A 23093-nucleotide genomic window follows, 5' to 3' on the forward strand; every position below is an offset into this window, starting at 1 on the left:
GCGTGACTCAGGCGCCGGGTTTTTCCGGTGCCACGAATTCATCGACGGCGCGGAAGTCAACGCGCTGGGTCTCCGGGTTCATGAAGAAGAACACGTAGGAGCGGATCTGCTCTTCGACGGGCCAGCGGGTTTTGCTCAATGCCCGGTCGCCTGCCTTTTCACGGACGCCGAATCCGACATCGTAGAAGCCCTCGTCGCGGGCCCCTTCCGGCCGGATGGACTTCCCTTGAGCCGGTGCGATGGTGAATTTGGTCGAGCCGACGTAGCCGAGCACGGTCTTGCTGGCGTTGTTGTGCACATAGACATCGCCGGGTCTGAAATTCGGGGCGTCGTCGCGGATCACCACCGTTTCGTAGCCGGCCTTCCGCGAGGGCAGGAGCAGTACGATGAAGGACTTCCCGTCTTCTGGAAGTGCCACCTTGGCAACGGTCATCTCCTTGCCCTCGGGGCGCAGCACGAAGCGGCGTCCCGGTGCGGGTTGGGCCTGCGACAGGTGGTTGGTGGGAAGACTGAAGGGTTCGCTTCTCGCTTCCTCGGCGAACATGCTTACTGAACCAAGCTCCTTGGGAACGCGCTCAGCGAGGAATCGGACGTTGGGTTCGGCGGCGTGGAGGAGACTGCCGACGAGGAGGACGGCAAGTAGAATCAGGGGTTGGATCATGTTCAGACTTCTTCGGGTTTGAGCCAGCGGAAGGAGGCCACCTGATAGCGCCGACCCAGCTTCTCGTTCACCTTGTTCTTGAGGTTGACGGGGAGGGTGTCGGGCTCATCCCTGGAGTCGATGTATTCCGGCGTCCGTTCCACCAGGGCCTCGCACCATGCGCGGGCGAGCACCCGGCCGCTCTTGTCGACCGACTCGCCGTAGGCTCGGACAATGAAGCTATCCGAACGGACCGTGAGCACGGGAGCGATCGGAGTGAGGATATCGGCCTGCTTGATGATCCCTGGAGCACCGAAGGAAATTGGTCCTTCCTCGGCTTCGGGGAATGGGAAGCGGGCAGCGACAGCTTGGGAAACGGCCCGCGAACCGGACTGGTAAGCGGCATTCAACCCGGCATCCTCGGAATCCAGCGCACTCTGAATGGCGCCGGCCTGAGCCAGTCCGCTGCTGGGTGCACCGACCCGACGGTTGACGAAGTCGGCGAGGTTGAGGAAGGGGCCGCGCTTGCGGACTTCGCGAACGATGGCTTCCGCGAGTTTTTCGATCTCGTCGTCGCTGAGTGTCCGGCGACCGATCCATTGTTCCTGCTCCGAGACGTCGACGCGACCTTCGCCGGTGGCCTCGACATCAGCGGGTCCATGAAGGTTGACGACTGGTGTTTCCTGCTCCGGCTCGACGACGGACATGGCGCCGGTTGTGTCGCGAACGGCGATCGGGCGGTCCTTGAGGGCTCCCAGCACGGTTTTCCATGCTTCGACCGAGGTGGAGTTCACGTTGAAGGGCGAGTCGATGCGGAGAAGCATGCCGACCAGCTCGGTGGCTTCGTCGGACGGGCGTGAGCCGTTGAAGATCCGGGAAAGGACATCGTCGATGTCATCCTCGTCGACGTTCGGGCGGAAGCGGGCGACCGGAAGGGATCCCTCTCCATTGAGGAAATCCTCGGCGACGGTCTTCTGGTCACGGCGTTCGGAAAATGCCGAGGTCGTCTGTGGTGCGATGCCGGAGAAGAACCAATCATCCCAAAGTGCCTGGTTGGCGAGGTAGGAATGGTCGGCGAGGATGCGTGAGCCTGAGGTGATGGATTCGGTTTTGGACGAGTCGATGACCGATGGGGCGACCGAGTTGCCGATCGCGTGGCTGACTTGTGGGAGGAGTGGCTCGCGTCCATTCAGGGTGGCGTATCCATACACCGGCTTTTGGAATTCGAAGCCGTTCGCAAACGAGTGCTGGAGGGCGGCAAGCGAAACGAGGGGCTCACGGGGAATCGAGTGGGTGGTGACGAAGCTTTGACCAAACTCAGCATTCATCGCCCCGCCGAAGAAGGCACTGCCGTCCGGACTGACTTCGAGACTGCGGTTTTTCCAGCTCACCAGAGGTTCGACGGAGTATTCATACGGGAGCATGTCGCGCTCTTCCTGAGACATGCTGTAGAAATCGACGTGGAAGGCCTTCGGGTTGAAGCGTGAGAGCGATTTCGTGCCGAGGTCCGAGCCGTTTTCCGTCTTCGCGTTGTAGGAGATGAGCATGAAGGGTGCCTTGCGCGAACTCAGTTCGGAGACCGAGAGGGGTCGGGCATCCGAGGATTCGATCGAGGTGAAGACCGAAGGGAGGTTGTTGGCATAGAGGCGCTGGCTTGACTGCTTGGAGCCTGACTGGGTCCGTGAGCGGATCGCGTTGGGTTTGACCCGTTCGTTGCCGAAGTCCCAGTCGATGTACATGCCGCCGTATCCCAGACTGTCGCTGCCGCGGTCGTTGCCGACGTAAAGCTCGTGGTGAGTGAGGGAGAAGTGACGCGTGTGGCGGGCATAGCCGGGGAGGACCTGACCTGAATTCGAGGTCTGTCCGGCGGTCAGGTTGTTGGGCCGTGCTTCGTAAGTGATGGTATCGGTGTCCCTGAGGTTGATGTAGTTCAGGTTGATGTCGCGCACCGGCAGCGACACGCCGCCGCCATAGTTGAATCCCGAACGCCCGGCGAGCTTGTGATCGGTCTCGGTGGTGCCACGGACGATGGTGTTGCCGCTTTGGGAGACCTTGATGACCTCACCGGGTTTGAACACGAGCTGCTCAAGGGCCCCGGCCTGAAGCGAGAGGTAGTTGCCGTCGCCTGGGGAGAGGCTGGCGACGGTTGGGCATTGCAATGGCTGGCGACCATTCACACTGATGAACAGGTCATAGGGGAACTGCCAGTATTTGATGGAGAAGAAGGCGCTGCGGGGGACGGAGACAGGGACATCCAGAGGGTTCCAGAAGGTGATGATGGGATCGGCGACGAGCTGCAGACGGTTGAGTGTCCGGCGGCCGACCTGGACCTCGCGGGTCTCGAATGAGAGCGCGAGCTGGTAGCTGATGATGACCGGTTGCTTGAGGTGGAAATAGTCATCGTTCTGACAAGCCGCGGCGTTGTTCTCGACCTGGAAGTATTCGGCGGTCCGGTCAAGCCGGCCTCCAGTGGTGAATGATGCCCGGCCGCGGGTTCGGAGTTCCTTGTAGGAATTGTAGTAGGCCCATAGCTCATGGAGGTTGATGCCGGTCTCGCCGCCGACCTCATAGAGCGGGTCTTTTGGAGCCTGTGAGGAAGGGCGTTCGAGGGCCATTGAGAGGTCCTTGCGGAATCCGCCGCGGCGGACGTTTGTGACAAGGCCGCTGGAGTGGGCACAGAGGTCGTGGAAGAGTGAACGGGGGCCTTCGATCGAGTTTGCGAGCAGGGCTGCCTGCTGCCAATCGGTGGTGAAGGCCAGGCGCTGGTCGGCACTGCTGAGGCTTGCGAATGGCTTGGCGTCCGTCAGGTTCTCAGCAAGAGAGATGGCGTTTTTCGGAGCCGACTGGAGTCCCGTCCGGACGTCCGCCAGGGAGCGATCCTCGTTGGGTGCTGGAGTGGAGAGGGCGGCTTTGGTGCTTTGATCACCGCTCCACCATGCAATCCGAGCTTCCGACCCGGTCGGGTGTTCGACCCGAACGATGGGTGCCTGGACAAACTCGTCCGGGTGATCACCGAGGGTTCCCGCGCCAACCAGTTCGATCGAGTCTCCCGCGGAGGATGCCTTGTCGGCCATGGATGGCTGATCGAGGTCTGCGGGTTGGCCGGAGACCAACCATGAGAGGAACTCGGGCGTAGGGCGGGACTCGGACTGGTCGGTCCATGCGCGGTAGACGCCGGTCCAGTGGCGCCGACCTGTTCCGGCCGAGGTCTCGGCTCCGTTCTGATCGTCGCTCTGTTGGTCGGCGACCATGGTGATGCGTTGATCGGGTCCGGTCTGCTTCTGGATCTGTGCGATGGCAAGATCCAGTGCCAGCCGGGCATTGGCGCGAGCCTCCGCGGCGGCGATGCCACGGGATGAGCCCGAGATGCTGAGCGTGGAGAGGCTGAGGAGGCCAACGGCGAGCAGGGTCAGCAGGACCATCAGCGAAATGGTGATGATCAGCGCGAAGCCTTGTTCTCCGCGACTTCTGAGTGTCGAGATCTTGCGCAATTTGGATGATTGCATGGGTTTTTCGGGTCTTGGGTTTAGGAATCGGTTCCTTGAAAACAACGAATCGGTTCTTAGTAATCTAATGTATATACATCAGATGTAAAGCTGTCCTACAGCTTGGGTCTTGGGGTCGTCAAGGTGCGAATGTGTTCATTCGATAGTCTATGAACGTGCACGAACTCACGACATTCCCCACCATCCCGCTTTTTCGAGGATGGATGCAAGTCCCCTAAATGTGGGATATGCGGACCATTTCAAGGGTGAACGCCCCTCGTGCCGGAGGGGCGTGCCTTGATCGGTCGGCAATGGAGACCCTCAGGGCTCGGAAACGACCAGGCGCCCAAAGAGTCGGCCTTCGGTGGCCAGTGCGCGTGGCACGCTGACGGTGACGGTCTGGAGGCCATCGACGACCGGGCCGAGCGACACTTCGGCCGCACTGGGAGCACTGATGGCCAGGTCCGCCCAGTCTCCGGTCAGGGTTTCCGAGTATTGGAAGGTCTGAATGGTATCATCTGCGGACTCCGCCCGCCGGGTGAAGGAGAAGACGAAATGAGTTTCGGAGAGGGTTGCCACGGGGAGAATCCCAGGATCCGAAACGCCGGGGTTGCCGTTGAGCACGTATTCCATGCCGGTTTCGATGCCGTCCTTGTCGGGATCCCCTGTCCATGAGGTGTCGGTGAGTCCAGGGAAGGAATCGACCCAGGCGAGGAATGGAGGCAGCACGGTGTAGGATTCGTGGAGCTCGGTGACCTCGCTGTCGGTCATGGCGTAGTCGAAGAGCATCACATCGTCGATCATGCCGGCGTAGCCACTGGGGAAACCGCCGGTCGAGACCTGGCTACCCAGCGAGGCCGCGACGATCCCTGCGAGCGATCTGGTCTTGCCGCTACCGGTGAGGAAGTGGGCTCCGTTGACGCGGATGGTCATGGTGCCCGTCGATGCATCTTTGCTGAAGACCCAGTGGTTCCACTGGCCCATGAAGTCGGAGGTTTGTGCTTCCTTCGAGATGCGGTCGTATCCGGATGAGAATCCGGCATCCCAATAGACCTTCGAGCCGGTCCATGGGAGGTGGATGTTGAGCATGCGGTCGTTTCCATCATCGATCGCGTAGAAGAGGGAATCCTCACGAGGCTGGGAGTCGGCGCCATAGACCCACATGGAGATGGTGATCTGATCCGTTAGTCCGGCGAAGGCGGAGACAGGCAGGCTCACGGCGTCATCCACGCCGTCGAAGTCGAGCGCACCGCCGAGTTTGCCGCCGACCGGAGTGCCTCCGATGAGGGTGGCGTCGTGGCCGTTTCCACTGGAGTCGACGAGTTGGGTGCCGCTGGTCTCGTCGAGGGCCCAGTGGGCGATCAGCGAGCCTTCCCAGACGTCGATGTCGATGGTCGCCGAAGCGCTCTCGAGTTCGCCATCGTCGACACGGAAGCTGAAGCTGTCGCTGCCGAGGAAACCGGGAGTGGGGATGTAGGTCAGGTCCGGGGCGGTTCCCTGCAGGGTGCCGTGTGATGGTCCGCTGATCAGGGTGAAGTTGAGCGAGTCGTCATCGTCATCGGAACCTTCGAGGGTGATGTCGATGGACTGGCCTCCGCGGACCCGGACGGTGGCCGGGGTGGCGACGGGTGAGGTATTGGAAATGGAGCTGAGATAGAGCCGCTCGACGTCCATCTCGGTGAAGGCGACGTTGTAGAGTTTCACGTCGTCGATGAGTCCGTCGTAGCTGTCATTGCCGGGGCGTGTGCCGAGCACGGCGGAGGTGACGCCTGACATGGTGTTGCTTTTGCTGAGTCCGGCCATGAAAAGCACGCCGTTATGGTAGACCTTCATGGTGCCGTCAGTGGTGTTCTTGACGAAGGCCCAGTGGCTCCATGAGTCCTTGAACTGGTCGCTGGTGGCGGTGCGGTTGATCCGTTGGTAGCCCCCGGAGTTGCCCGCATCCCAGTAGATCTGTTCGTCGCTGTAGGGGAGGTGGATGTTGAAGACCCGGTCGCCGGATCCATTGACCGCATAGAAGACGGAATCGGCGAGGGGTTGGTCGGCGGATCCGTGGACGAACATCGAGAGGGTGATTTCATTTTCGATGCTGTCGAAGGCGGCGGCGGGGATTTCGACGTCCTGATCGATTCCGGTGAACTCGAGCGCGCCGTTCTTCAGGCCGGTGGCCCAGTCGACGCCATTGACGGTGGCATCGTGTCCGCGGCCGGATGAATCGGCCGCGGTGGTGCCCGTGGCATCGTCGAGCTTCCAGTAACCCACGAGGTGTTCGTCGTCGCGGTCGTCGAGGTCTTCAAGCCAATGGGTGAGCTGGAACGAATCGAGGGCCATCATGGCTCCCGAGCTGCCGGTGAAGACGAGGAAAAGGTCATGCTTGCCGGTGGTCCTGATCAGGTCGGCGGTTTCGGTGACCCATGGGTTTCCGGACGCACCCGGCCCGACCGCGCAGGTGCCGATCAGTGGTCCGTCGACCGCGTTGAGGCGGATTTCGATGGTGCCGCCATTCGTGCCTCCGGTGACCCGGGCCTCGAAGCGGCTCGGTCCGGAGCCGAAGAAGAAGTCGTCGAAGCGGACCCAGTCGCCGGCGTCGATCGAGCCGACGGCCTGTCCGCCGCCTGTGGTCGGCTGGACACTTACGCCGCTCTGCCCGCAGTGATCCTCCGACTCGATGGTCTGGAGGGTGGCAAAGCCACCACAGCTGCTCACGGTGGTCGACCCCAGGTTGTTGTTCGTGCCACTGTCCGTGACGGGACCGGCGGATTGCCCGGTGGTGTTCGAGCTCTTGGTGTCCATGACGACCTTGTAGTTCGTCCGGTTGTCCAGCGAGATGTTGTTGGAAGTGAAGTCGTTGTAGGTCGGATTCACCGCGAGCCAGCGGTGTCCTTCCTTGAGGCCGGTGACCATGATTTTCTGGTCCGGGTCGACGCTTGCTGCCGAGCTGCGGAAGGTGATGTCGTGACCACTCCCACCGAGGTAGGCGAGCATGTTGTTGGTGGACGCATCCTCGCTTGTTAGAATCGTCAGGTCCACCTCACTGTCGCGGTCGTTCTGGTAGGCGGTGGTCAGGAGTGGTCCGAACTCGGCGGTTCCGGCCGAGTTGACGATTTCGCCTCCGGTGCCGACCCAGTAGCCGTTCTCGCAGCCGAGGGAGACGCAGTTCTCGACGTATTTGGTGTTGTCACAGAAGCCGATGGTCACGCCGGAGCGCATGTATTTGATGGTGCAGTCGATCACCTCCATGTTGCGGGTGTTGCGGGTGACTCCGTCGGGTCCGGGTCCGGTGTTGTAGGCGCGGATGCCGTCTTCTTGCAGGCTGAAGGTGCTTCCGGGCGGCAGGATGAAGCCGGGGCCGTCGGGGTCGTTCACCGGGTCGAGGGCCCAGTTGGTTTCGAAGTTCACACCATCGGCACCTGATCCGGTTCCCAGTTCGGCGAGGACTTCGTCGGTGGTGCGTACTTCACCTTCGAGGTAGCAACCTTCGATGCGGGCATTCAACGATCCCTGGCAAAAGATTCCGTGTCCGTAGGCGCGGTGGAAGATGTTGCAGTTCAGCACATGGTTATCGGTGCCGCGAACGAGGATGGCGGAGTGTTTGAAGTGTTTGATGACGTAGCCGGCTCCCTTGCCGAAGATATCACCGTAGCCGTAAGGGTAGGACCCGCGGACGGTCATGTTGAAGCCTTCGATGCGGTTGCGGTTGCCGTCGAGCAGGACGCCCAGCGCGGTGCGGCGCGGGCGGGTGTTGCCGATGTCGGTGAGGGTCAGGTTCTTGAGCACGAGGTCGTCGCCCCAGACGGCGACCTCCTTGACGTCGATGTTTCCGAAGGACTGGAACACCCGGGTGTCGACCTCGATGGTCACGCCGGTGAAATCGAAGGTGCTGTTCGACCCGGTGAAAGCCAGCAGGGTCGCCTGATGGGGGTCAGAGGGATTCGAGGGAAACAGGCCGGAGTCCACGTCGTCCGGGGTGATGCGGTAGGTTCCCGGAGTCATGACCACGTCGACGTTGGCGTCGTCGAGGTAAGGGATGAGTTCGGTGAACGAATTGACCACGGTCTGGCTCCACGCGGTGGCGCCGAGAAGGGTCAGAACGAGGGTGATGAGCCGGGTGCGCATGATGGGGACGAGGTGATTGGCGGAAGGAAGCAGGACAAAAATCGTCGTTCTCTTATTCCAGCTTTCCATTTCCGGGAATCAGGGCAATCCGGCGCGTCGGTTTCCCAGTTGATCGATCCCGCCGGGCATGGTGGGGGAGAGGCATATCGACAAGAAAACGGCCCGGCTCCGCATCGATGTGGATCGATGTGGCGCCGGGCCGGGTGTCTGGGGGAGACGTGGGTCAGGCCTTCCCGGGAATGGGAGGCACTTCTTCGGGAAGCGTGATCGGACCCTTTTCGAAATCGAGTGGACCCACTGCGCACTGGTAGTCGTAGAATGGGGACTTCTTGTTCTCCATGACATCGACCCAGCGGACCATCTGGCCGGTGTAGGCCGACATGCGGCCCATGATGGCCACCAAGGTGGACTCGGCGATTTGCTTGGCCTCGTTGCGCGGCTTGCCGTCGCGGACCGAGGTGATGAGGTCGATATGCTCCTGGACCATGGCATTGTCCGACTGGAGTTTGATCTCAGCGATGCTGACGTCCTTGCCCTTGAGCTTGCCGCCGCCGAGGCAGATGCCGTCGGTGCCGGTGAACATCTCGCCGACGCGGGAGTAGGCACCGGCAAGTTGACGGCACTGGCTGTGGATGTGCACGTCTTCGCCGAAATCGAGGTCCACGCTGAAGAAGTCGAACTGGTTGCCGGTCACGCGGCGTGCGCGTCCGCCGAATCCGAGGGCGGAGACCGGGAGCCGGCCGAGGAACCAGATGGCGACGTCGATGTTATGGACGTGCTGTTCGACGAGGTGGTCACCGGAAAGCTCGGTGAAGTTGAGCCAATTGCGGTTCATGTAGTCGGTGTCCGACCAGCCGTCCTGGCGCTGTTTGATCCATGGGATGCGGCCATTCCACTGGACCACGCCGCCCTTGATCGAGCCGATCGCACCGGCATCGATCTTGGCCTTGTTCTCGAGGTAACCCTTCTGGTGGCGGCGCTGGGTGCCGGCGACGACGCCGAGGCCCTTCTTCTTCGCCACTTCACCGGCGGCGATGACGGCGCGGGAGCCGACCGGGTCGACGGCGACGGGTTTCTCGATGAAGCAGTGCTTGCCGGCCTCGACGGCGGCGGCGAAGTGCACCGGACGGAAACCCGGAGGGGTGGCCATGATCACGTATTCGCAGTCGGTAGCGAGGGCCTTCTTGTAGGCATCGTAGCCGACGAACTGGCGTTCGGCGGGGACGCCATGCTTCTTGCCCAGGCCGGAGACCCGGTCCTGGAAGGCGTCCGCGAGAGCCACAATCTCCGGCTTGATGTTGAGGGTCTTGCAGGCCTGGATGAAATTCCCGAGGGCACCGGATCCGCGACCTCCGCAGCCGATCACCGCGACCTTGATGCTGTCACCGCTGAGATTGGATTGGGCGCGGAGAAGTGGGGCACCCGCGATGGCTGCGCCTGCAAGAGCGGTATTCGAAATGAAATGACGTCGATTCAGAGGGTCGTTCATGGGTCGTCGGAATGATTTGGTTGGGTGAGTCCGCATGCTTCAGAGCGGTGCACCGTGGAGGGAAACGTCGGTCGTGCGGTGAATGTTTCAGCAGCATGGTGCGGTTTTCCCAAGCGGGTGACGACTGGGGCGGACCGCTTTCTTGACGCTTCCGGGCCTCGATCCATACTTGCCCGGTCATGCCTGTCATTTCCCATGCTGTCGATCGGTTCAAATTGCTCAATCTCGGTTACTTGCGCGGAGGGAAGGGCCCCTACGTCATTCGTCAGGATGGGTATGCGCCTGGCAGCAGGACGATGGAGGAACACCGTTTCTACCTCCTCGAAGATGGGAGCTGGATGTTGAACTACGCATTTTTCCTCCTGCCTGCGGAGGAGCAGGAAAGGCATCTGTTCGGCAGCCTCAGTGAGGTGTTCAAGGCCATTGATGATCTGGCGGGTCAGAAGGTGGTGGTGCATGGTGAACTCCCTGAAGGAGCGACCAAGGAGAAGATCCTGGCGGGGATGCGCGAGACCGGGAACCGCCTGAACAAGCGGATCTACGATGCCAAGGCCGGCAACTTGAGTCGCTGAGCCCATCACCCGGTCCACTGCATGAATGCCATCGAACAACTCGGCTCGTTCTATTTGGGAAAAGAGTTCGATCTGGAGGCCTCGCGCCCGACGGATGACCTACTGCTCTACGATTCCAAGGACCTGGTGACCCACGGTGTGGTGCTGGGGATGACCGGATCCGGTAAAACGGGTCTGTGCATGGCCTTGCTGGAGGAGGCGGCGATGGATCACGTGCCGGCGATCGTCATCGACCCGAAGGGAGACATCGCCAACCTCATGCTGATGTTTCCTGATCTGGCGGCGGAGGATTTCCGCCCGTGGATCAACGAGGATGATGCGGCACGGAAGGGGAAGACCCCGGATGAATTTGCCGCGAGCACGGCGGACATGTGGAAGAAGGGGCTCGCCGACTGGGGTCAATCACCGGAGACAATCTCGACCTTGCGTGAGCGGGTCGATGTGAATGTCTTCACGCCCGGATCGAAGGCCGGCATCCCGGTCTCCATCCTTTCCTCGCTGGAGGCGCCGCCCTTTGAGGTGATCGATGACGGTGAGATGCTCGGTGAGCGCATCGAGTCCACGGTGTCGTCCTTGCTGTCGCTGGTGGGGGTGGATGCGGATCCCATCCAGTCCCCGGAAGCGGTGCTGCTGTCCTCGATCTTCGCCCACGAATGGCGTGCGGAGAAGGGGTTGACCCTGGAATCGCTCATCCGTCACATCCAGCAGCCGGCCTTCGACAAGGTCGGGGTGATCGATGTGGAGTCCTTCCTGCCGTCGAAGAAACGTCAGGATCTGGCGCTGAAGTTCAACAACCTGCTGGCGTCTCCGTCCTTTTCGACCTGGTTGGAAGGTCCACCGCTGGACATTTCCAAGATGCTCCACACCCCGGACGGGAAACCCCGGGTGTCGATCTTCTCGATCGCCCACCTGTCCGACAGCGAGCGGATGTTTTTCGTTAGCCTGCTGCTCAACCAGATGCTCGGCTGGATGCGTGCGCAGGGGGGGACCACCTCGCTGCGGGCCCTGCTCTACATGGATGAGATCTATGGCTATCTGCCGCCGACGGCGAACCCGCCGAGCAAGAAGCCGATGATGACGATGCTCAAGCAAGCCCGGGCCTTCGGTCTCGGCTGCTTGCTGGCGACGCAGAACCCGGTCGATCTCGACTACAAGGCGCTGTCGAACATCGGCAGCTGGTTCCTCGGTCGCCTGCAGACCGAACGCGACAAGCTGCGCGTGCTGGACGGACTGGAGGGCGCTGCTGCCTCGCAGGATTCCAAGTTCGATCGAGCGGCCATGGAGACCCTGCTATCGGGTCTCGGAAGCCGGGTATTCCTGCTGAACAATGTTCACGATGAGGCGCCGGTGCTGTTCCATGTGCGCTGGGTGATGAGCTATCTCGCCGGTCCGCTGACGCGGTCGAGCATCAAGCGATTGATGGATCCGAAGCGGGGCGTCTTCGAAAGTACGATACCTACCCGAGTTTCCAAGGCGGACCACCCGATGGGCATGCCGGGCATGTCCGGTCCGCCGAAGCAGACTGCTGCCCGCCCATCCGTCGGGCCGGGGGTGGTCGAGCACTTCGTTCCGGTCGCGGGGCCGACCGAGGATGCGACCTATCGACCCCACCTGCTGCGTCGAGGGGAGGTCCATTTCGCCCTGAAGAAGGCGGGCGTTGAGGGATCCCGCAAGATCGGCAAGGTCAACCCGATGCAGGACGAGGGAGTCGATTGGGAGGATGAGGTCGAGGTGCCGTTGAATGGCCTCGTGTCTGATCCGTCCTCCGGCGCCGGTTTCGATTCGCTGCCGGGCTTCGCGATGAATGCCGCCAACTACAAGACGGTCGGCAAGGAGTTTTCCGAGTGGATGTATCGCAACGAGAGGGCCGAGATTTTCCACTGCCCGGCGCTGAAGGCCTACGCAAACCTGGGTGAAAGTGAATCGGATTTCAGAACCCGGCTGGCACAGACGGCGCGCGAAGCCCGCGATGCCGCGGTGGAAAAGCTGCGCGACAAGGTGGAGTCGAAGTTGAAGACCATGGAGAACCGACTGCGTTCTGCCGAGGGCACGCTGGCTCGGGAGAAAGCCCAAGCGGATGCGGCGAAGGTCGATGCCGGCATGAGCGTTCTGGGCAGCCTGTTGGGTGGGCTTTTCGGCGGGCGTCGGCGCAGCGCCACTACGGCGGTGAAACGGTCGTCGCGAGCCTATCAGCAGCACCGCGACGTGGCGGCTGCCGAGGACAAGGTGGAGGCGATCGAGGAGGACATGCAGGAGCTTCAGGATGAGCTGCAGGCGGACATCGCGGAGCTGAGCGAGAGCTTCGATCCCGCGGCACTCGAGCTGGAAACCGAGACGCTCAAGCCGACGCGGACCAATGTGAAGGTGGATGAAATCGCTCTCCTGTGGCTTCCCTACGACGCGGACGATCGTCCGGCGTGGTGAGCTAGGGGAAGGGTGACTCCTTAAGTTTTAAAAACTTTTTGTAAAACTTAACAACTTTTGCTAGAAGGCCCACCGATGAAGGCTCTGACGCTCCTCTTGCTGCTCGCGACCGTGTTGGGTTTGACGTCCTGCGGTCGGCAGGTCAAAGCGCGGCAACCGGTTTCCTACCATTTCGAACCCGGTGAAACGGCGCTGCTTCAGGATGGACTGGCATATGCGCCGAAGAATGCGCCGGAGGCCGTGAAAAGGGCGATCCAAGCGGGCAATCGGCTGCAGGATAAACCCTACAAGTGGGGTGGTGGTCACGCGGTGCTGGATGATACCGGCTACGATTGCTCCGGAGCGGTGTCCTACGTCCTGCGTGAAGCGGGACTGATGAATGGGCAGATGCCTTCGAGCGGCTTCATGAAGTTCGGCGACCGTGGTGCGGGTGACTGGATCACGGTCTATGTGCGTCCGGGCCATGTCTTCATGACGGTGGCGGGTCTTCGTCTCGATACCGGCTGGGGTGGAGGCCGGACCGGGCCACGCTGGAAGCCGATGTCGCGCCCCGGCAAGGGTCATGTGATGCGCCATCCGGCGGGTTATTGATTTCCGGCCAGCGGCAGCCGGGATTGCGGGTGGTGGGATCGTGAGGTTGGTCGTCCCGACCATTCTCCTTGTCTGTCTTTCAGCGGCTGGTAGTCAGAGGGGTGATGCTGGGAAAAGTTGCTGCACTTTGGTGTGCGTGTGTCGTCTCGCTGTGCGCCGAGGCGGAATCGCTGCCGCCTTCCTATGTCGTCGAGTGGAAAGGCTCGGCTTTCGAGGATGGCGACGCCTTTTTGGTGACTGCGGAGATCGGGGAGAAAGCCGTTGAGGTGAAGTGGGATGGCTTTGCGGGGCCAAGGTTTGACTTCATGGACGAGGGGAAGAAGGAGAGGACTCGAAAGACCCTTCGGTTCAACGATCCCGGGACGGTGGGTGCGTTTCACGCCATCGCGCGAAACTCGGAGTGGGCGGACGTGGGTGGTCCCTCGGCCCTAGGCCAGGGAGTGTGCGTGGAGGCCGAGGTCCGGGGTGCTGGCGGCAAGCAACTGAGGAGCATGTATTATTTCGCCACCCGTCCCGAGTTCGTCATCGCCAATCGTTTCGAACAGATCCCGTGGGATGTGAAGCGGATGGTCGGCGCGGAGGAGGAATCGGTGGCGAGAACCCGCTTCACGACCTCACTGGAGTCCTTCGCTGATGACCTGAGGCAGTGTGGGGACAGCCTGAGGGCCATCGAGGAAGCGTACAAGATGAAGGAGGTTTTTCCCCATGAGGTGCTTTCCCGGGTGGCGGTCCTGCCGACCTATCAGGAGTTCAGGGAGAGCTATGGAAGCGATTATTCGCCCGCCGTCGAGAAGGTTGATGAGTTGTTGAAGATCGTCAGCGCTGCGCTTGGGGACTGTCTCGATCCAGCCCGCCGGATGGCACTTTTTGGAAAGGATTCGGCAGGTGGAGGATGTCTGGTCCGGGTGGATGTGGTGTCGATGGGATATGGAGACGAGGTGGCCATGGCACGGCTACCCAAGGATGGTGGATCCCTGCACTACCGCGTCATCTCGGGCCGGGTGGAAGAGCTTCTCCTCCGCTTCATTTCCGGGGGCAGGACACTCGGTCGGTTCCCGATGCCGATGAGCTGCAAGCTGCGGATGAAGAATGGTGTCATCGTCGTGGAGGAGGGGGCGCTGTGGTTTCGTGACGATGGTGTGTTGCTTGATCAGGAGATGAAGCTGCGGCTCAAATGGCTGAACGAGCAGAAGGTCTTCCAGCGGATGGCATCGGAATTGAAAGGGGGAGCTGAAGGCATGCTGGGACTCATCCCCTTCGCCGCGATCCGAGTGCACCCCGAGGATCCCAAACGGATCAAGTTCGATTTCACCTTCCGGGGCGAGGACTACGTGGTAGAGGCGAGAAATGAAGACGGTGAATGGACGCCTGGGAAGCGCTGGGCCAAGCGGGAGTACTACCTGCACAACGGGGTGTTCCATAACGGCACTCACTTTCGCGCCGACGAGCCGTAGGGGTGGGGAAACCACCGAATGGCCTAAATGGTCATGCCACATCACGTTCTCGAGTCCCTTCTTGTAGCAGCGCCGGTTGAGATCCCTCTGATTGGGGTTGGAGGAGCTGGAGAACCGCGAAAGGGGTGCGAAATGAGAGCTGCGCATGCTCTGCTGTTTGTGTGTGGAAAGGAGAGAATAGAGAGTGGAGTCGTGTGGCCGAAGGTGAGGGCGGTGCGAGGGCGTGTGAGTTGCGGCGGCTTGGAAAGCCGCGGTCCCTATTCGCTGGCATCGCTTGGCCCCTGACCCCTCAACCCCTGACCCCTTGGGCGGCATGGGTCGATGGGTTCGTCGAATGAATGGGGTCGTGTAGTCTTACACGCATGCTCTGCGGGGCCGGTGAATGGTTTGGGCTGGTCGCTGGGCGGGTGGGTTCCCAAAGTCACGCCGCGTTCGATGGATTTTGAGTTCTACATGGTGGCTACGGCGTTTGTGGTGGCGTTCCTCGTCTTTGGTGTTGGCTTCCTGGTCAGGTGGCGGACGGGTGGAGGTGCTGTTTCGACTCCGCCGCCGCTGCCCGCTGGTGTGGAACCGGTGACGTGGCAGTGTCCTACTGAGGTGACGACTCCGTATGCTCCCCCGCAGTCGGAAGGCAGCCAGCCGTTGGCCCGGCGTTTGGGGCTGAGCCTGAACCGGGTTTCCTGCAGGATCTACCGGCCGATGGATCTGGTGCTCATGGCCTTTTTGGTCGGGATTTACATGGTTCCGCTGCTGCTCGATTTGGTCGGGACGACGGGGAATGCGCCGGTTGAGATCGGCATGGAAGCGGTGATCGGGACGATCGTGACGCAGACGTTCATGGTGGCTCTGGTGCTGGGCATGGTGGTTTGGCGACTCAGTCCGGCTACCTGGCTCGGGCTTGGCTGGCCCCAATGGCGCTGGGTGTTCCTGCTTGCTCCGGTCGGGGTGCTGTCGACTTGGGCATTCATGGCCGGGCTGGAAGCATGGGGCTACAATCTGTGGCTTCAGGAGGCGATGGGGCTCGGTGAAGGAGAAGGACAGCAGGAGGTGGTGTCTGCGTTTTCGTCGGTCAAGGATCCGATCCTGCTGGGGTTGCTGTCATTTACGGCAGTCATCGTGGCTCCGGTGAGCGAGGAGGTCCTTTTCCGTGGCTACCTCTACCCGGTCAGCAAGCGATTCATCGGACGCGCTCCGGCGGTCTTGTTCAGTGCGTTGGTTTTCGCGGCGATTCACCACAATGCGCTGGCTCTGGTTCCGCTGTGCTTTCTCGCGCTGTTGCTGGCGCTGTCTTATGAGCTGACGGGATCGATCTGGGCTCCGATCGGGATTCACATGCTGTTCAATGGGGCGACGGTCGGGTTTCAACTGGCATCCAACTGGGGCTGGATCGCTCTGCCTGAGTCATGAAACGCCTGAAGGACATCGGTGAGGACGCCTTGATCGAGCGCTTGGTGAAAGGGTTCTCCCGCGAGGGTCTGGTGGCGGGTCCGGGCGATGATTGTGCGGTGGTGGATCCGGGTCGGGGGGCGCTGCGCTTGCTGAAGACGGATGCGATCGTGGAGAAGGTACATTTTCTCTCGGACGCGGTGCCGACGCAGGTCGGCTGGAAGGCAGCGGCGCGTGTGTTGAGCGATTTCGCGGCGATGGGGGGGAGGCCGGAGTATCTGATGGTCACGGTGGCGCTTCCCAGCACGACGACGGTGGTGTGGGCGGAAGGGCTCTATCGCGGGATCCGCCGGTGCCTGGAGGCTCATGGTGGCATCCTCGCCGGTGGGGAAACGACGAGCGTGCCGGAGGGGTCGCCGGCGGTGATCTCGGTGTCGGGCGAGGGGAGTGTGGCGCGCGGCAAGTGGGTCAGTCGCTCGGGTGGGAAACCGGGTGATGTCATTGCGGTGACTGGGCGGCTGGGCGGATCGATCCGCGGCAAGCATCTGCGGTTCACGCCGCGGCTCGAGGAGGGGCGGCAGTTGGCGGAGCAGGGTGCCTCGGCGATGATGGATCTTTCCGATGGGCTGGCGAAAGACCTGCCGCGCTTGGCAAAAGCGAGCGGCTGTGGGTTTGCGCTCGATGAAGCGGCGGTGCCACGGAATCGCGGATGCGGAATCGAGGATGCGATCGGCGATGGTGAGGATTACGAGCTGCTGGTGACAGTACCGGCGCGCAGGTGGAGGAAACTGGTGGCGGCCTGGCCGACGGCGTTTGCGCCCCTCACGGCGATCGGGGAGCTGACCGAAGGGGGGGGGGAACTGGTGGGAGGCTGGGAGCACTTTCGAGGAGGGGCGAGATGACACCGGATCATCACATCGTCTTGGTGGCGCCCGAGATCCCGCACAATGCCGGGGCGGCGGGACGGCTGGCGCTTGCCACGGGAGCACGGCTGCATCTGGTCAAGCCACTTGGGTTTTCCCTCGAGGACAAGCATGTCCGGCGGACGGGGCTGGACTACTGGCACAAGGTGGACCTGTGCGTGTGGGACAGCTTCGAGGAACTCCAAGCGGCCGCCGATGACGGTGCGAATTTCTGGTATCTGAGCACGAAGACGACGCGGGCCCACTGGGACGCGGATTTCCGAAAAGGAGACTATCTGGTTTTCGGCTGCGAGTCGCGCGGCCTGCCTGAGTCGATGGTCAAGGCGGCGGGCGATCAGGGGATCCGGATTCCCATGGTCGAGGAAGGCACGCGCAGCCTGAACCTGTCGACCGCGGTCGCGATCACGCTCTACGAGGCGGTCCGGCAGGTGCGTGGGTAGCCCTCCGTTGGTTGCGGGCTACTCCTGGGCCGGGAATACGATCTTACCTCCCTGCGGAGAGCCCATGCCGAAGTCGTCGACGACGTCCTTCGAGGTGACGTAGAGCATGATGCCGAAGAGAAGGAAGACGAAGCCGAGTTGGAGGACTTCGAGGAACTTCACATTCACGGGGCGGCGGGCGATGGCCTCCATGGTGGCGATGGTGATGTGACCACCATCGAGCACGGGGAAGGGAAGCAGGTTGAGCAGCGCGAGGTTGACGTTGATCAGCACCATGAAGCCGAGGATGCGGTGGAGCGGGTTGTCCATCAGCAGCGAGTAGTACTGGATTTTGCCGATGCCGACGGGGCCGCTGAGGTGCTGGATGCCGATGCTCGAGTTTGGTGAGGCGACGCTGGAAACGGTGATCCACATGGTGCGGAGGGTCTCGCTGACCTGCTGGAATGGACCGGGCTTCCGCCACTCGCGCACGTAGGGGTCGGGAGCATCGAAGGTGGCACCCACCATGTAGGGGAGTGGCGGTGCGTCGGCCGGCGCACCTTCCTGGCGCGGACGGACCGGGGTGAAGGTGAGGTCCTTTTGTTCGCCTTTGCGTTCGACGGTGAGGGTCATCGGTTTGCCTTCGCTGAGTTGGATAGCTTCGATGAACTGGTCATATTGCACGATCTTCTGGTCATCGAGTTCGAGGATGACGTCGCCTTTCTGGAGGCCGGCGAGTACTGCCGGGGCGTTCTCGTCTTCGACGAGGCCGGTGACGCTGATGGGTTGATCCGGGCTGATCGGCGCGATGCCGACTTCGCGCGTCTTCTTCCGCTGCCACCACTTGGTGGGTGCGATCTTGAACTCGGAAACGATTTCCATTTTCCCGACTTCGGGGCGGTCGATGGTGAAGTGGATCTTGTCGCGGCGGCTGACGGCGATCTGCATGAAGACGCTGTCGAGGGGGAGGTTCCAGCTGGTGACCGGTTGGTCATCGATGGCGAGGATCTCGTCGCCGCGTTGGAGGCCGGCTTCGTCGGCCGGGCTGCCATTCTGCACCCAGCCGATGGTGGTGGTGTGGATGACATCGACGGGCTTGCCGATCACGGTGAGGATGACGGCGGCGCCGAGGGCGAGGAGGAAGGAGAAGAGCGGGCCGGCGAAAGCGACGATGATCTTGTCCAGCGGGGAGATGGGAGGAAGCGGCTCGCTTTCGCGGTTGTCACCTTCGATGGCTTCCATGGGGGCCATCTGAGGCAGGGCCACGAATCCGCCGGCGGGGATCCAGCCGAGGCCGTATTGCACGCCGTTGATGGTCTTCGACCAGATCGGCTTGCCGAACCAGATTTGGAAGCGGTCGATCTTCAGGCCCCGCCATTTGGCAGCCCAAAAGTGGCCAAGCTCGTGGACGAAGATGATCAGATTGAAAATCATGATCACCAGGAAGATGAGCAGAGCGGTTGCGAAGGGTCCGGGGTCAGTCACGTCGGGCGGAGCGTAAGGCGGGTGTTTCAGGCATCAAGAAGTTAAAGCCTGCGAGATCACGTGGGTGGGAGTCCCTGAATGCGGGTCCTTGTCACATGATCGGGAAGGCGGCAGGGTAGCGATCACACGAGGAATGCAGCTACACGAACTGGAGGTGGAGAATTATCGGGCGGTGCGCCGTGCCCGGCTGAGCTTTGGTCACACGACGGTGCTCATCGGCGAGAATGACAGCGGGAAGTCCAGCCTGCTGGAGGCCTTGGTGCGCGTGCTCGATGGTGGGGCGGCGGAGGAACCTCCGAATTTTGAGTCTTTCCAGTTCCACCGGGATCCGGTGAAGCACGAGATCGTCGGCCCGATTCGGATTCGCATTGTGTTCCGCGAGCGGGAAGCGGGCGAGTGGGCCGGAGAGGTCTATGCGCCGATTCACGACTTGCTGCTCCGCGCCGGAGAGGATTGCCGGGAGGTGGCCTTTGAGCTCCGGGCGCAGCCGGAAGGGGAAGTAGTCTGGCGCTTGAAGTCGGGCAAACGGAAGACCTCGGATCCGGAAGTGCTGCGCTGGCTCCGCGAATTCACTCCGGCCATCCACCTGAGAGCGGGCATGCTGACCGGCTACGGCACGGAGACCCTGCCGTGTGCTCCAGGGCTGTGCCGGACGGGGGAAACGGAGCTGGACGAGAAGATCGCGGCGATCGAGGTGGCGGCCGAGCGATTGATTTCCAAGACGAGCCCGAATCAGGAGAGTGATCTTGAGGCTGGTTTCAAGGCGACCCGGGAATTGCTCCAGTTGGTCACCCTTCCTCGCGACCGGAAGGCTCCGAACCTGGCTCGCCGAGTGCGGGAGATCCTCGGGAAGGGGATCGATCTCAACAGTAGCCAGCCGACCCTGCCAGGGTCGAATACGAGTTCCGAAAAGTTGGGGATTCTGCTGCTGATTGCCGCCTTGCTGCGGGTGGCCCGTGGGGCCATGGCCAAGGAGATGGAGCCGATCTGGATCATCGAGGACCCCGAGGCGCACCTGCATCCCAAGTCACTGGCATCCATCAGTTATTTCCTCAGTGACATCCGCTGGCAGAAGATCATCACCACCTACTCGGGTGCGATGGTGGGTAGCATGCCGCTGAGCAATGTGCGGCGGCTGACGCGACGCCGGGGTGTGGTGACGGAGCACCGGGTCGACGTCACGCAGTTGTCCGGGGTCGAACTGCGTCGGATCGGCTATCACCTCGGAGCTCACCGGGGGGCGGCCTGTTTTGCCCGCATGTGGCTGCTGGTCGAGGGGGAGTCCGAAATGTGGATGCTGCCTCAGCTCGCGCGACTGTGCGGCTATGAGTTCGGGGTCGAGGGGATCGAATGTGTGGAGTTCGCCCAGTCGGGGCTGGCCCCCATGATCCGGGTGGCCGAGCAGTTGGGGATCGGCTGGCATGTGCTCGCGGACGGAGACAAGGCGGGTCAAACCTACATCGATACGATCCGGCGCACGGTCGCGACGAAGGATCGCCAGGGGAGATTCACACTGCTCAATGAGCCCGACATTGAGCACTGCTTTTACAAGCACGGCTATGCCAAGGTGTATCAGGAGCACGCGCGACTGGGCGGCAAGTCGACGCGGGACATGGATCCACGTCGGGTGATCCAGCGGGCGGTGCAGACGCTGTCGAAGCCGGACCTGGCGCTGAGGGTGATCGAGGCCGTGGCTGCGGATGGCTCACCGGGGGTGCCGGACGTCCTTCAGAAGATGATCCGGACCTGTGTGAAAGTGGCCCGCTCGCAATCGAAGTAGGCTTTCAGCCCCAGAAGCAGCCAGCGGGGTCGTCGGTCACGGCGTCGAGAAAGCCGTCGAGGTGCTTGGCTTCCGGCAGGAGATCGTAGCGCTGCCAGGCCAGGTCGACGCCCTGCCAGTAGATTTTCCATCGTTCATCGGACTTCACCCAGGTGGCCTTGGCGATGGAGTGTTCCATGGACTGGCTGGGGTCATCGAACTGCGGACGGATCTCGAAAATCTCCACGGACTGCCCGCTGATGCGATAAGCCAGATCGATCTGGGCGCGCAGTTCCACGGGAGGTCGACGGGCCTCGATGAATGCGGACGCCTTGGTCTCGACCAGTGCCTGTTCGAACTCGGTGAATGCCATGGAGAGGGAGGAAAATCGGGGGTGACGCGGGGCTGCCGTGTGGCAGGCAAATCCTCGGGCAATAACCGCCGGTCCGGCTGCATTCGCAAGGGCAGTGAATGCCATCCTTTGTCAGCATCATGTCATCCATGTGCATGAATGCCGACGACTCGTGAGAGCCGCCGGCATTTTTTCGCTTCGCAGCGGATGCGCCTGGCAAAGGGGGGGAGATGGGTTTGGTGGGGGGAGAGGGTATCGCTCAGAACTCCACGCCGCCTTTCAGGCCGACGTAGTGGGACTGGCTTTCGCTGCCCAGTCGGGCTTCGTAGTCGAGGATGACATTCCATCCACAGTTCATGAAATAGCCGAACCCGAGGCCGAGCACGGCCACGTCTTCGTCGATGGTTCCCTGAGGAAGGCCGGCGATGGTGCCGAGGTCGTCCTTGAACTCATGCTCCCAGGCAGCGCGTGCTTGGGGGACGAAGGTGCCGCTGCCCATGGGTACTGGATACGAGACTTGGTAGCCAAGCTGGGTGGCCAACGACTCGTAGTCGGTTCCGGGAATGGCGAGAGCACCGGGGCCGATTTCGGTGTAGGCGTCGATCTCACCGTCGAGCCAGCGGACCTGTCCGAATGGACCATGCACGAGGCCGGCATTGCGGAAATTCAGGCCGGTATTGAACTCGAGGGTGTGGAAATCTCCTTCCGGGCTGCCGGTAGCGGGGCCGGGCAGGCGGAAGGTGTCATAGTCGGTCATCCCGTAGCCGTAGAGCAGGTCGGCATAGAATCCCATGCCACCGAAATCCTGATAGTAGGAGACGTAGGGCATCAGGGCGAGGGTGTCGATGTCGGCACTCCCCACGAGGCTCATGTCAGCTTCGGCCCGGGTGCCACTGATGGCGAATCCGACGGCCCAGTTGCTGTTGAAGTCGTATTCGACTCCGACAGCGCCCCCATAGATGTCGATCGATGTGTCGGCCTGGATCAGTCTGCGGAAATTCGCGCCCGGTACGGCGAGTGTGGCATACTGGGCATCATAATCCTGCGTGGCCCAGTAGACCTTGCCCCAGACTTCCCATGGGCAGTGGGTGGTCATGACGATGGGGTTCTTTGGCATCCCGCCCTTGGCGCTCGTGGGCGCGGGAGTCTCGGTGACGATGGGTTCCGAGCGCACACCGGAGCGCATGCGGAACATCCGGTCGCCGACACCACGAACCGCGGTGCGTGCGGACATGATGGACGTCAGGCGCAGGGTCGAGGTGAGGATCCTGGCGGTTTCAATGATGTCTCCGTCGAATTCGCGGCCCCGGACTTCGCGCTCGATCTTACGTTGAATTTCCGGCTCGAAGTCCTCGAAAGTTGGAGCGACGGCGACGAAGGCTCCGTTACCGGCAATCACTTCGTCTTCATAGAATTGGGCAAGCGCTCCGCTCGGATCGCTTCCGATCACGATTCCATTGATGGTGTCCACGCCGTTGTTGATTGCGGCGTCGCGGGCTGCTCCGGGGCTGCTACCCGTGCCATCGCCGGCCACGTCGATGACGACGCGTGTGCCGTCATACATGTTCTGCCCGAACAGCGAGGCCGCGAGATTGATGCCGCTGCTGATGGACGTGCCTCCGCTGGAAGGTTTCGCTCCACGAAGAGCAAAGATGCTGTCGGCAAAGGCATCGGCCTCGGAAGCATTCGAGATCAGGGTGAAGGGAATACCTTCAGAGGCCGAGGAGTCGAAGAACACCAGGTTCACCGCGATGCTGCCGAGCGGTCCGCTCTCGATGGCGTTGATGAGGGATGAATTCCGGAAGGCGCTTTCGTAGCCGTCCATCATCAACTGGTATTCGCTGAGATCGACGCTACCGGACACGTCGGTAACGAGCGAGAGCTCGAGGTCGACGAGGATGTTCTGGGCCTCCATGGGCCCGAGTGGCAACCCGAACGCCGCTGCGACGGCGCAGGCATTCAATGTCTTGCTTTTCATCGTTCTGGGGGTTGTAGGCA

The 23093-nt window shown here is 61.9% G+C and carries 15 protein-coding genes; 8 read left to right on the plus strand and 7 right to left on the minus strand.

The annotated features are described in order from the left end of the window. Positions 1-7 precede the first annotated feature (7 nt). The 4 genes from JIN81_RS12145 to JIN81_RS12160 all read right to left on the minus strand — a co-directional run bounded on the left by JIN81_RS12145 (position 8) and on the right by JIN81_RS12160 (position 9730). Positions 8-661, minus strand: coding sequence for a hypothetical protein (locus tag JIN81_RS12145; protein WP_200279823.1), 654 nt, complete (start codon positions 659-661; stop codon positions 8-10). Positions 662-663: 2 nt separating this feature from the next. Further along, a complete protein-coding gene (locus tag JIN81_RS12150; RefSeq protein ID WP_200279826.1) occupies positions 664-4146 on the minus strand; it encodes a hypothetical protein in 3483 nt (1160 codons plus the stop codon). 300 nt (positions 4147-4446) lie between these two features. After that, positions 4447-8310, minus strand: a complete 3864-nt coding sequence (locus JIN81_RS12155) for a carbohydrate-binding protein (protein WP_200279829.1) — start codon at positions 8308-8310, stop codon at positions 4447-4449. A 154-nt stretch (positions 8311-8464) separates the two neighbouring features. Next, complete coding sequence (locus tag JIN81_RS12160; RefSeq protein ID WP_200279832.1) at positions 8465-9730, minus strand: Gfo/Idh/MocA family protein; 1266 nt, start codon at positions 9728-9730, stop codon at positions 8465-8467. A gap of 179 nt (positions 9731-9909) precedes the next feature. On the opposite strand from JIN81_RS12160, the gene JIN81_RS12165 reads away from it, so the two are divergent. The 7 genes from JIN81_RS12165 (at position 9910) to JIN81_RS12195 (ending at position 17520) form a co-directional block, all read left to right on the plus strand. Beyond that, positions 9910-10302, plus strand: a complete 393-nt coding sequence (locus tag JIN81_RS12165; protein ID WP_200279835.1) for a hypothetical protein — start codon at positions 9910-9912, stop codon at positions 10300-10302. Between the two features lie 21 nt (positions 10303-10323). Next, positions 10324-12726: an ATP-binding protein gene (locus JIN81_RS12170; RefSeq protein ID WP_200279846.1), complete on the plus strand. Its 2403-nt coding sequence runs from the start codon at positions 10324-10326 to the stop codon at positions 12724-12726. Between the two features lie 75 nt (positions 12727-12801). Further along, a complete protein-coding gene (locus JIN81_RS12175; RefSeq protein ID WP_200279850.1) occupies positions 12802-13317 on the plus strand; it encodes a C40 family peptidase in 516 nt (171 codons plus the stop codon). Positions 13318-13421: 104 nt separating this feature from the next. Next, complete coding sequence (locus tag JIN81_RS12180; protein ID WP_200279854.1) at positions 13422-14771, plus strand: hypothetical protein; 1350 nt, start codon at positions 13422-13424, stop codon at positions 14769-14771. 435 nt (positions 14772-15206) lie between these two features. Continuing rightward, positions 15207-16178 carry a CPBP family intramembrane glutamic endopeptidase gene (locus tag JIN81_RS12185; protein ID WP_200279857.1) on the plus strand — a complete coding sequence of 324 codons (972 nt, stop codon included), beginning with the start codon at positions 15207-15209 and terminating at the stop codon, positions 16176-16178. Further along, positions 16175-17059: a thiamine-phosphate kinase gene (locus JIN81_RS12190; RefSeq protein ID WP_200279860.1), complete on the plus strand. Its 885-nt coding sequence runs from the start codon at positions 16175-16177 to the stop codon at positions 17057-17059. The genes JIN81_RS12185 and JIN81_RS12190 overlap by 4 nt, the downstream gene beginning before the upstream one ends. Next, positions 17056-17520 carry a tRNA (cytidine(34)-2'-O)-methyltransferase gene (locus tag JIN81_RS12195; RefSeq protein WP_200279863.1) on the plus strand — a complete coding sequence of 155 codons (465 nt, stop codon included), beginning with the start codon at positions 17056-17058 and terminating at the stop codon, positions 17518-17520. Before JIN81_RS12190 ends, JIN81_RS12195 begins: the two co-directional genes overlap by 4 nt. 18 nt (positions 17521-17538) lie before the next feature. Here the strand turns inward: JIN81_RS12195 and rseP are convergent, their stop codons facing one another. Next, positions 17539-18984, minus strand: a complete 1446-nt coding sequence (gene rseP, locus JIN81_RS12200; RefSeq protein ID WP_325100883.1) for an RIP metalloprotease RseP — start codon at positions 18982-18984, stop codon at positions 17539-17541. A gap of 133 nt (positions 18985-19117) precedes the next feature. Between rseP and JIN81_RS12205 the strand changes: the two genes are divergently transcribed. Further along, on the plus strand, positions 19118-20764 hold the full coding sequence (locus JIN81_RS12205) for an ATP-dependent nuclease (RefSeq protein WP_200279868.1): 1647 nt from the start codon (positions 19118-19120) through the stop codon (positions 20762-20764). Positions 20765-20768: 4 nt separating this feature from the next. Here JIN81_RS12205 and JIN81_RS12210 read toward each other — a convergent pair whose 3' ends face one another. After that, complete coding sequence (locus JIN81_RS12210; protein ID WP_200279871.1) at positions 20769-21116, minus strand: DUF3024 domain-containing protein; 348 nt, start codon at positions 21114-21116, stop codon at positions 20769-20771. 238 nt (positions 21117-21354) lie between these two features. Then, a complete protein-coding gene (locus tag JIN81_RS12215; protein ID WP_200279874.1) occupies positions 21355-23073 on the minus strand; it encodes a DUF1194 domain-containing protein in 1719 nt (572 codons plus the stop codon). Between the last annotated feature and the right edge of the window lie 20 nt (positions 23074-23093).

This window comes from Haloferula rosea (assembly GCF_016595525.1).
Classification (GTDB): Bacteria; Verrucomicrobiota; Verrucomicrobiia; order Verrucomicrobiales; family Akkermansiaceae; genus Haloferula; species Haloferula rosea.

Excerpts from the sequence above, each read along its gene's own strand:
- JIN81_RS12145 (WP_200279823.1), bottom strand. The coding sequence starts at position 661 with ATGATCCAACCCCTGATTCTACTTGCCGTCCTCCTCGTCGGCAGTCTC.
- JIN81_RS12190 (WP_200279860.1), top strand. The coding sequence starts at position 16,175 with ATGAAACGCCTGAAGGACATCGGTGAGGACGCCTTGATCGAGCGCTTG.
- JIN81_RS12210 (WP_200279871.1), bottom strand. The coding sequence starts at position 21,116 with ATGGCATTCACCGAGTTCGAACAGGCACTGGTCGAGACCAAGGCGTCC.
- JIN81_RS12215 (WP_200279874.1), bottom strand. The coding sequence starts at position 23,073 with ATGAAAAGCAAGACATTGAATGCCTGCGCCGTCGCAGCGGCGTTCGGG.
- JIN81_RS12185 (WP_200279857.1), top strand. The coding sequence starts at position 15,207 with ATGGATTTTGAGTTCTACATGGTGGCTACGGCGTTTGTGGTGGCGTTC.
- JIN81_RS12165 (WP_200279835.1), top strand. The coding sequence starts at position 9,910 with ATGCCTGTCATTTCCCATGCTGTCGATCGGTTCAAATTGCTCAATCTC.
- JIN81_RS12205 (WP_200279868.1), top strand. The coding sequence starts at position 19,118 with ATGCAGCTACACGAACTGGAGGTGGAGAATTATCGGGCGGTGCGCCGT.
- JIN81_RS12175 (WP_200279850.1), top strand. The coding sequence starts at position 12,802 with ATGAAGGCTCTGACGCTCCTCTTGCTGCTCGCGACCGTGTTGGGTTTG.
- JIN81_RS12195 (WP_200279863.1), top strand. The coding sequence starts at position 17,056 with ATGACACCGGATCATCACATCGTCTTGGTGGCGCCCGAGATCCCGCAC.
- JIN81_RS12160 (WP_200279832.1), bottom strand. The coding sequence starts at position 9,730 with ATGAACGACCCTCTGAATCGACGTCATTTCATTTCGAATACCGCTCTT.
- JIN81_RS12180 (WP_200279854.1), top strand. The coding sequence starts at position 13,422 with ATGCTGGGAAAAGTTGCTGCACTTTGGTGTGCGTGTGTCGTCTCGCTG.
- JIN81_RS12170 (WP_200279846.1), top strand. The coding sequence starts at position 10,324 with ATGAATGCCATCGAACAACTCGGCTCGTTCTATTTGGGAAAAGAGTTC.
- JIN81_RS12150 (WP_200279826.1), bottom strand. The coding sequence starts at position 4,146 with ATGCAATCATCCAAATTGCGCAAGATCTCGACACTCAGAAGTCGCGGA.
- JIN81_RS12155 (WP_200279829.1), bottom strand. The coding sequence starts at position 8,310 with ATGGAAAGCTGGAATAAGAGAACGACGATTTTTGTCCTGCTTCCTTCC.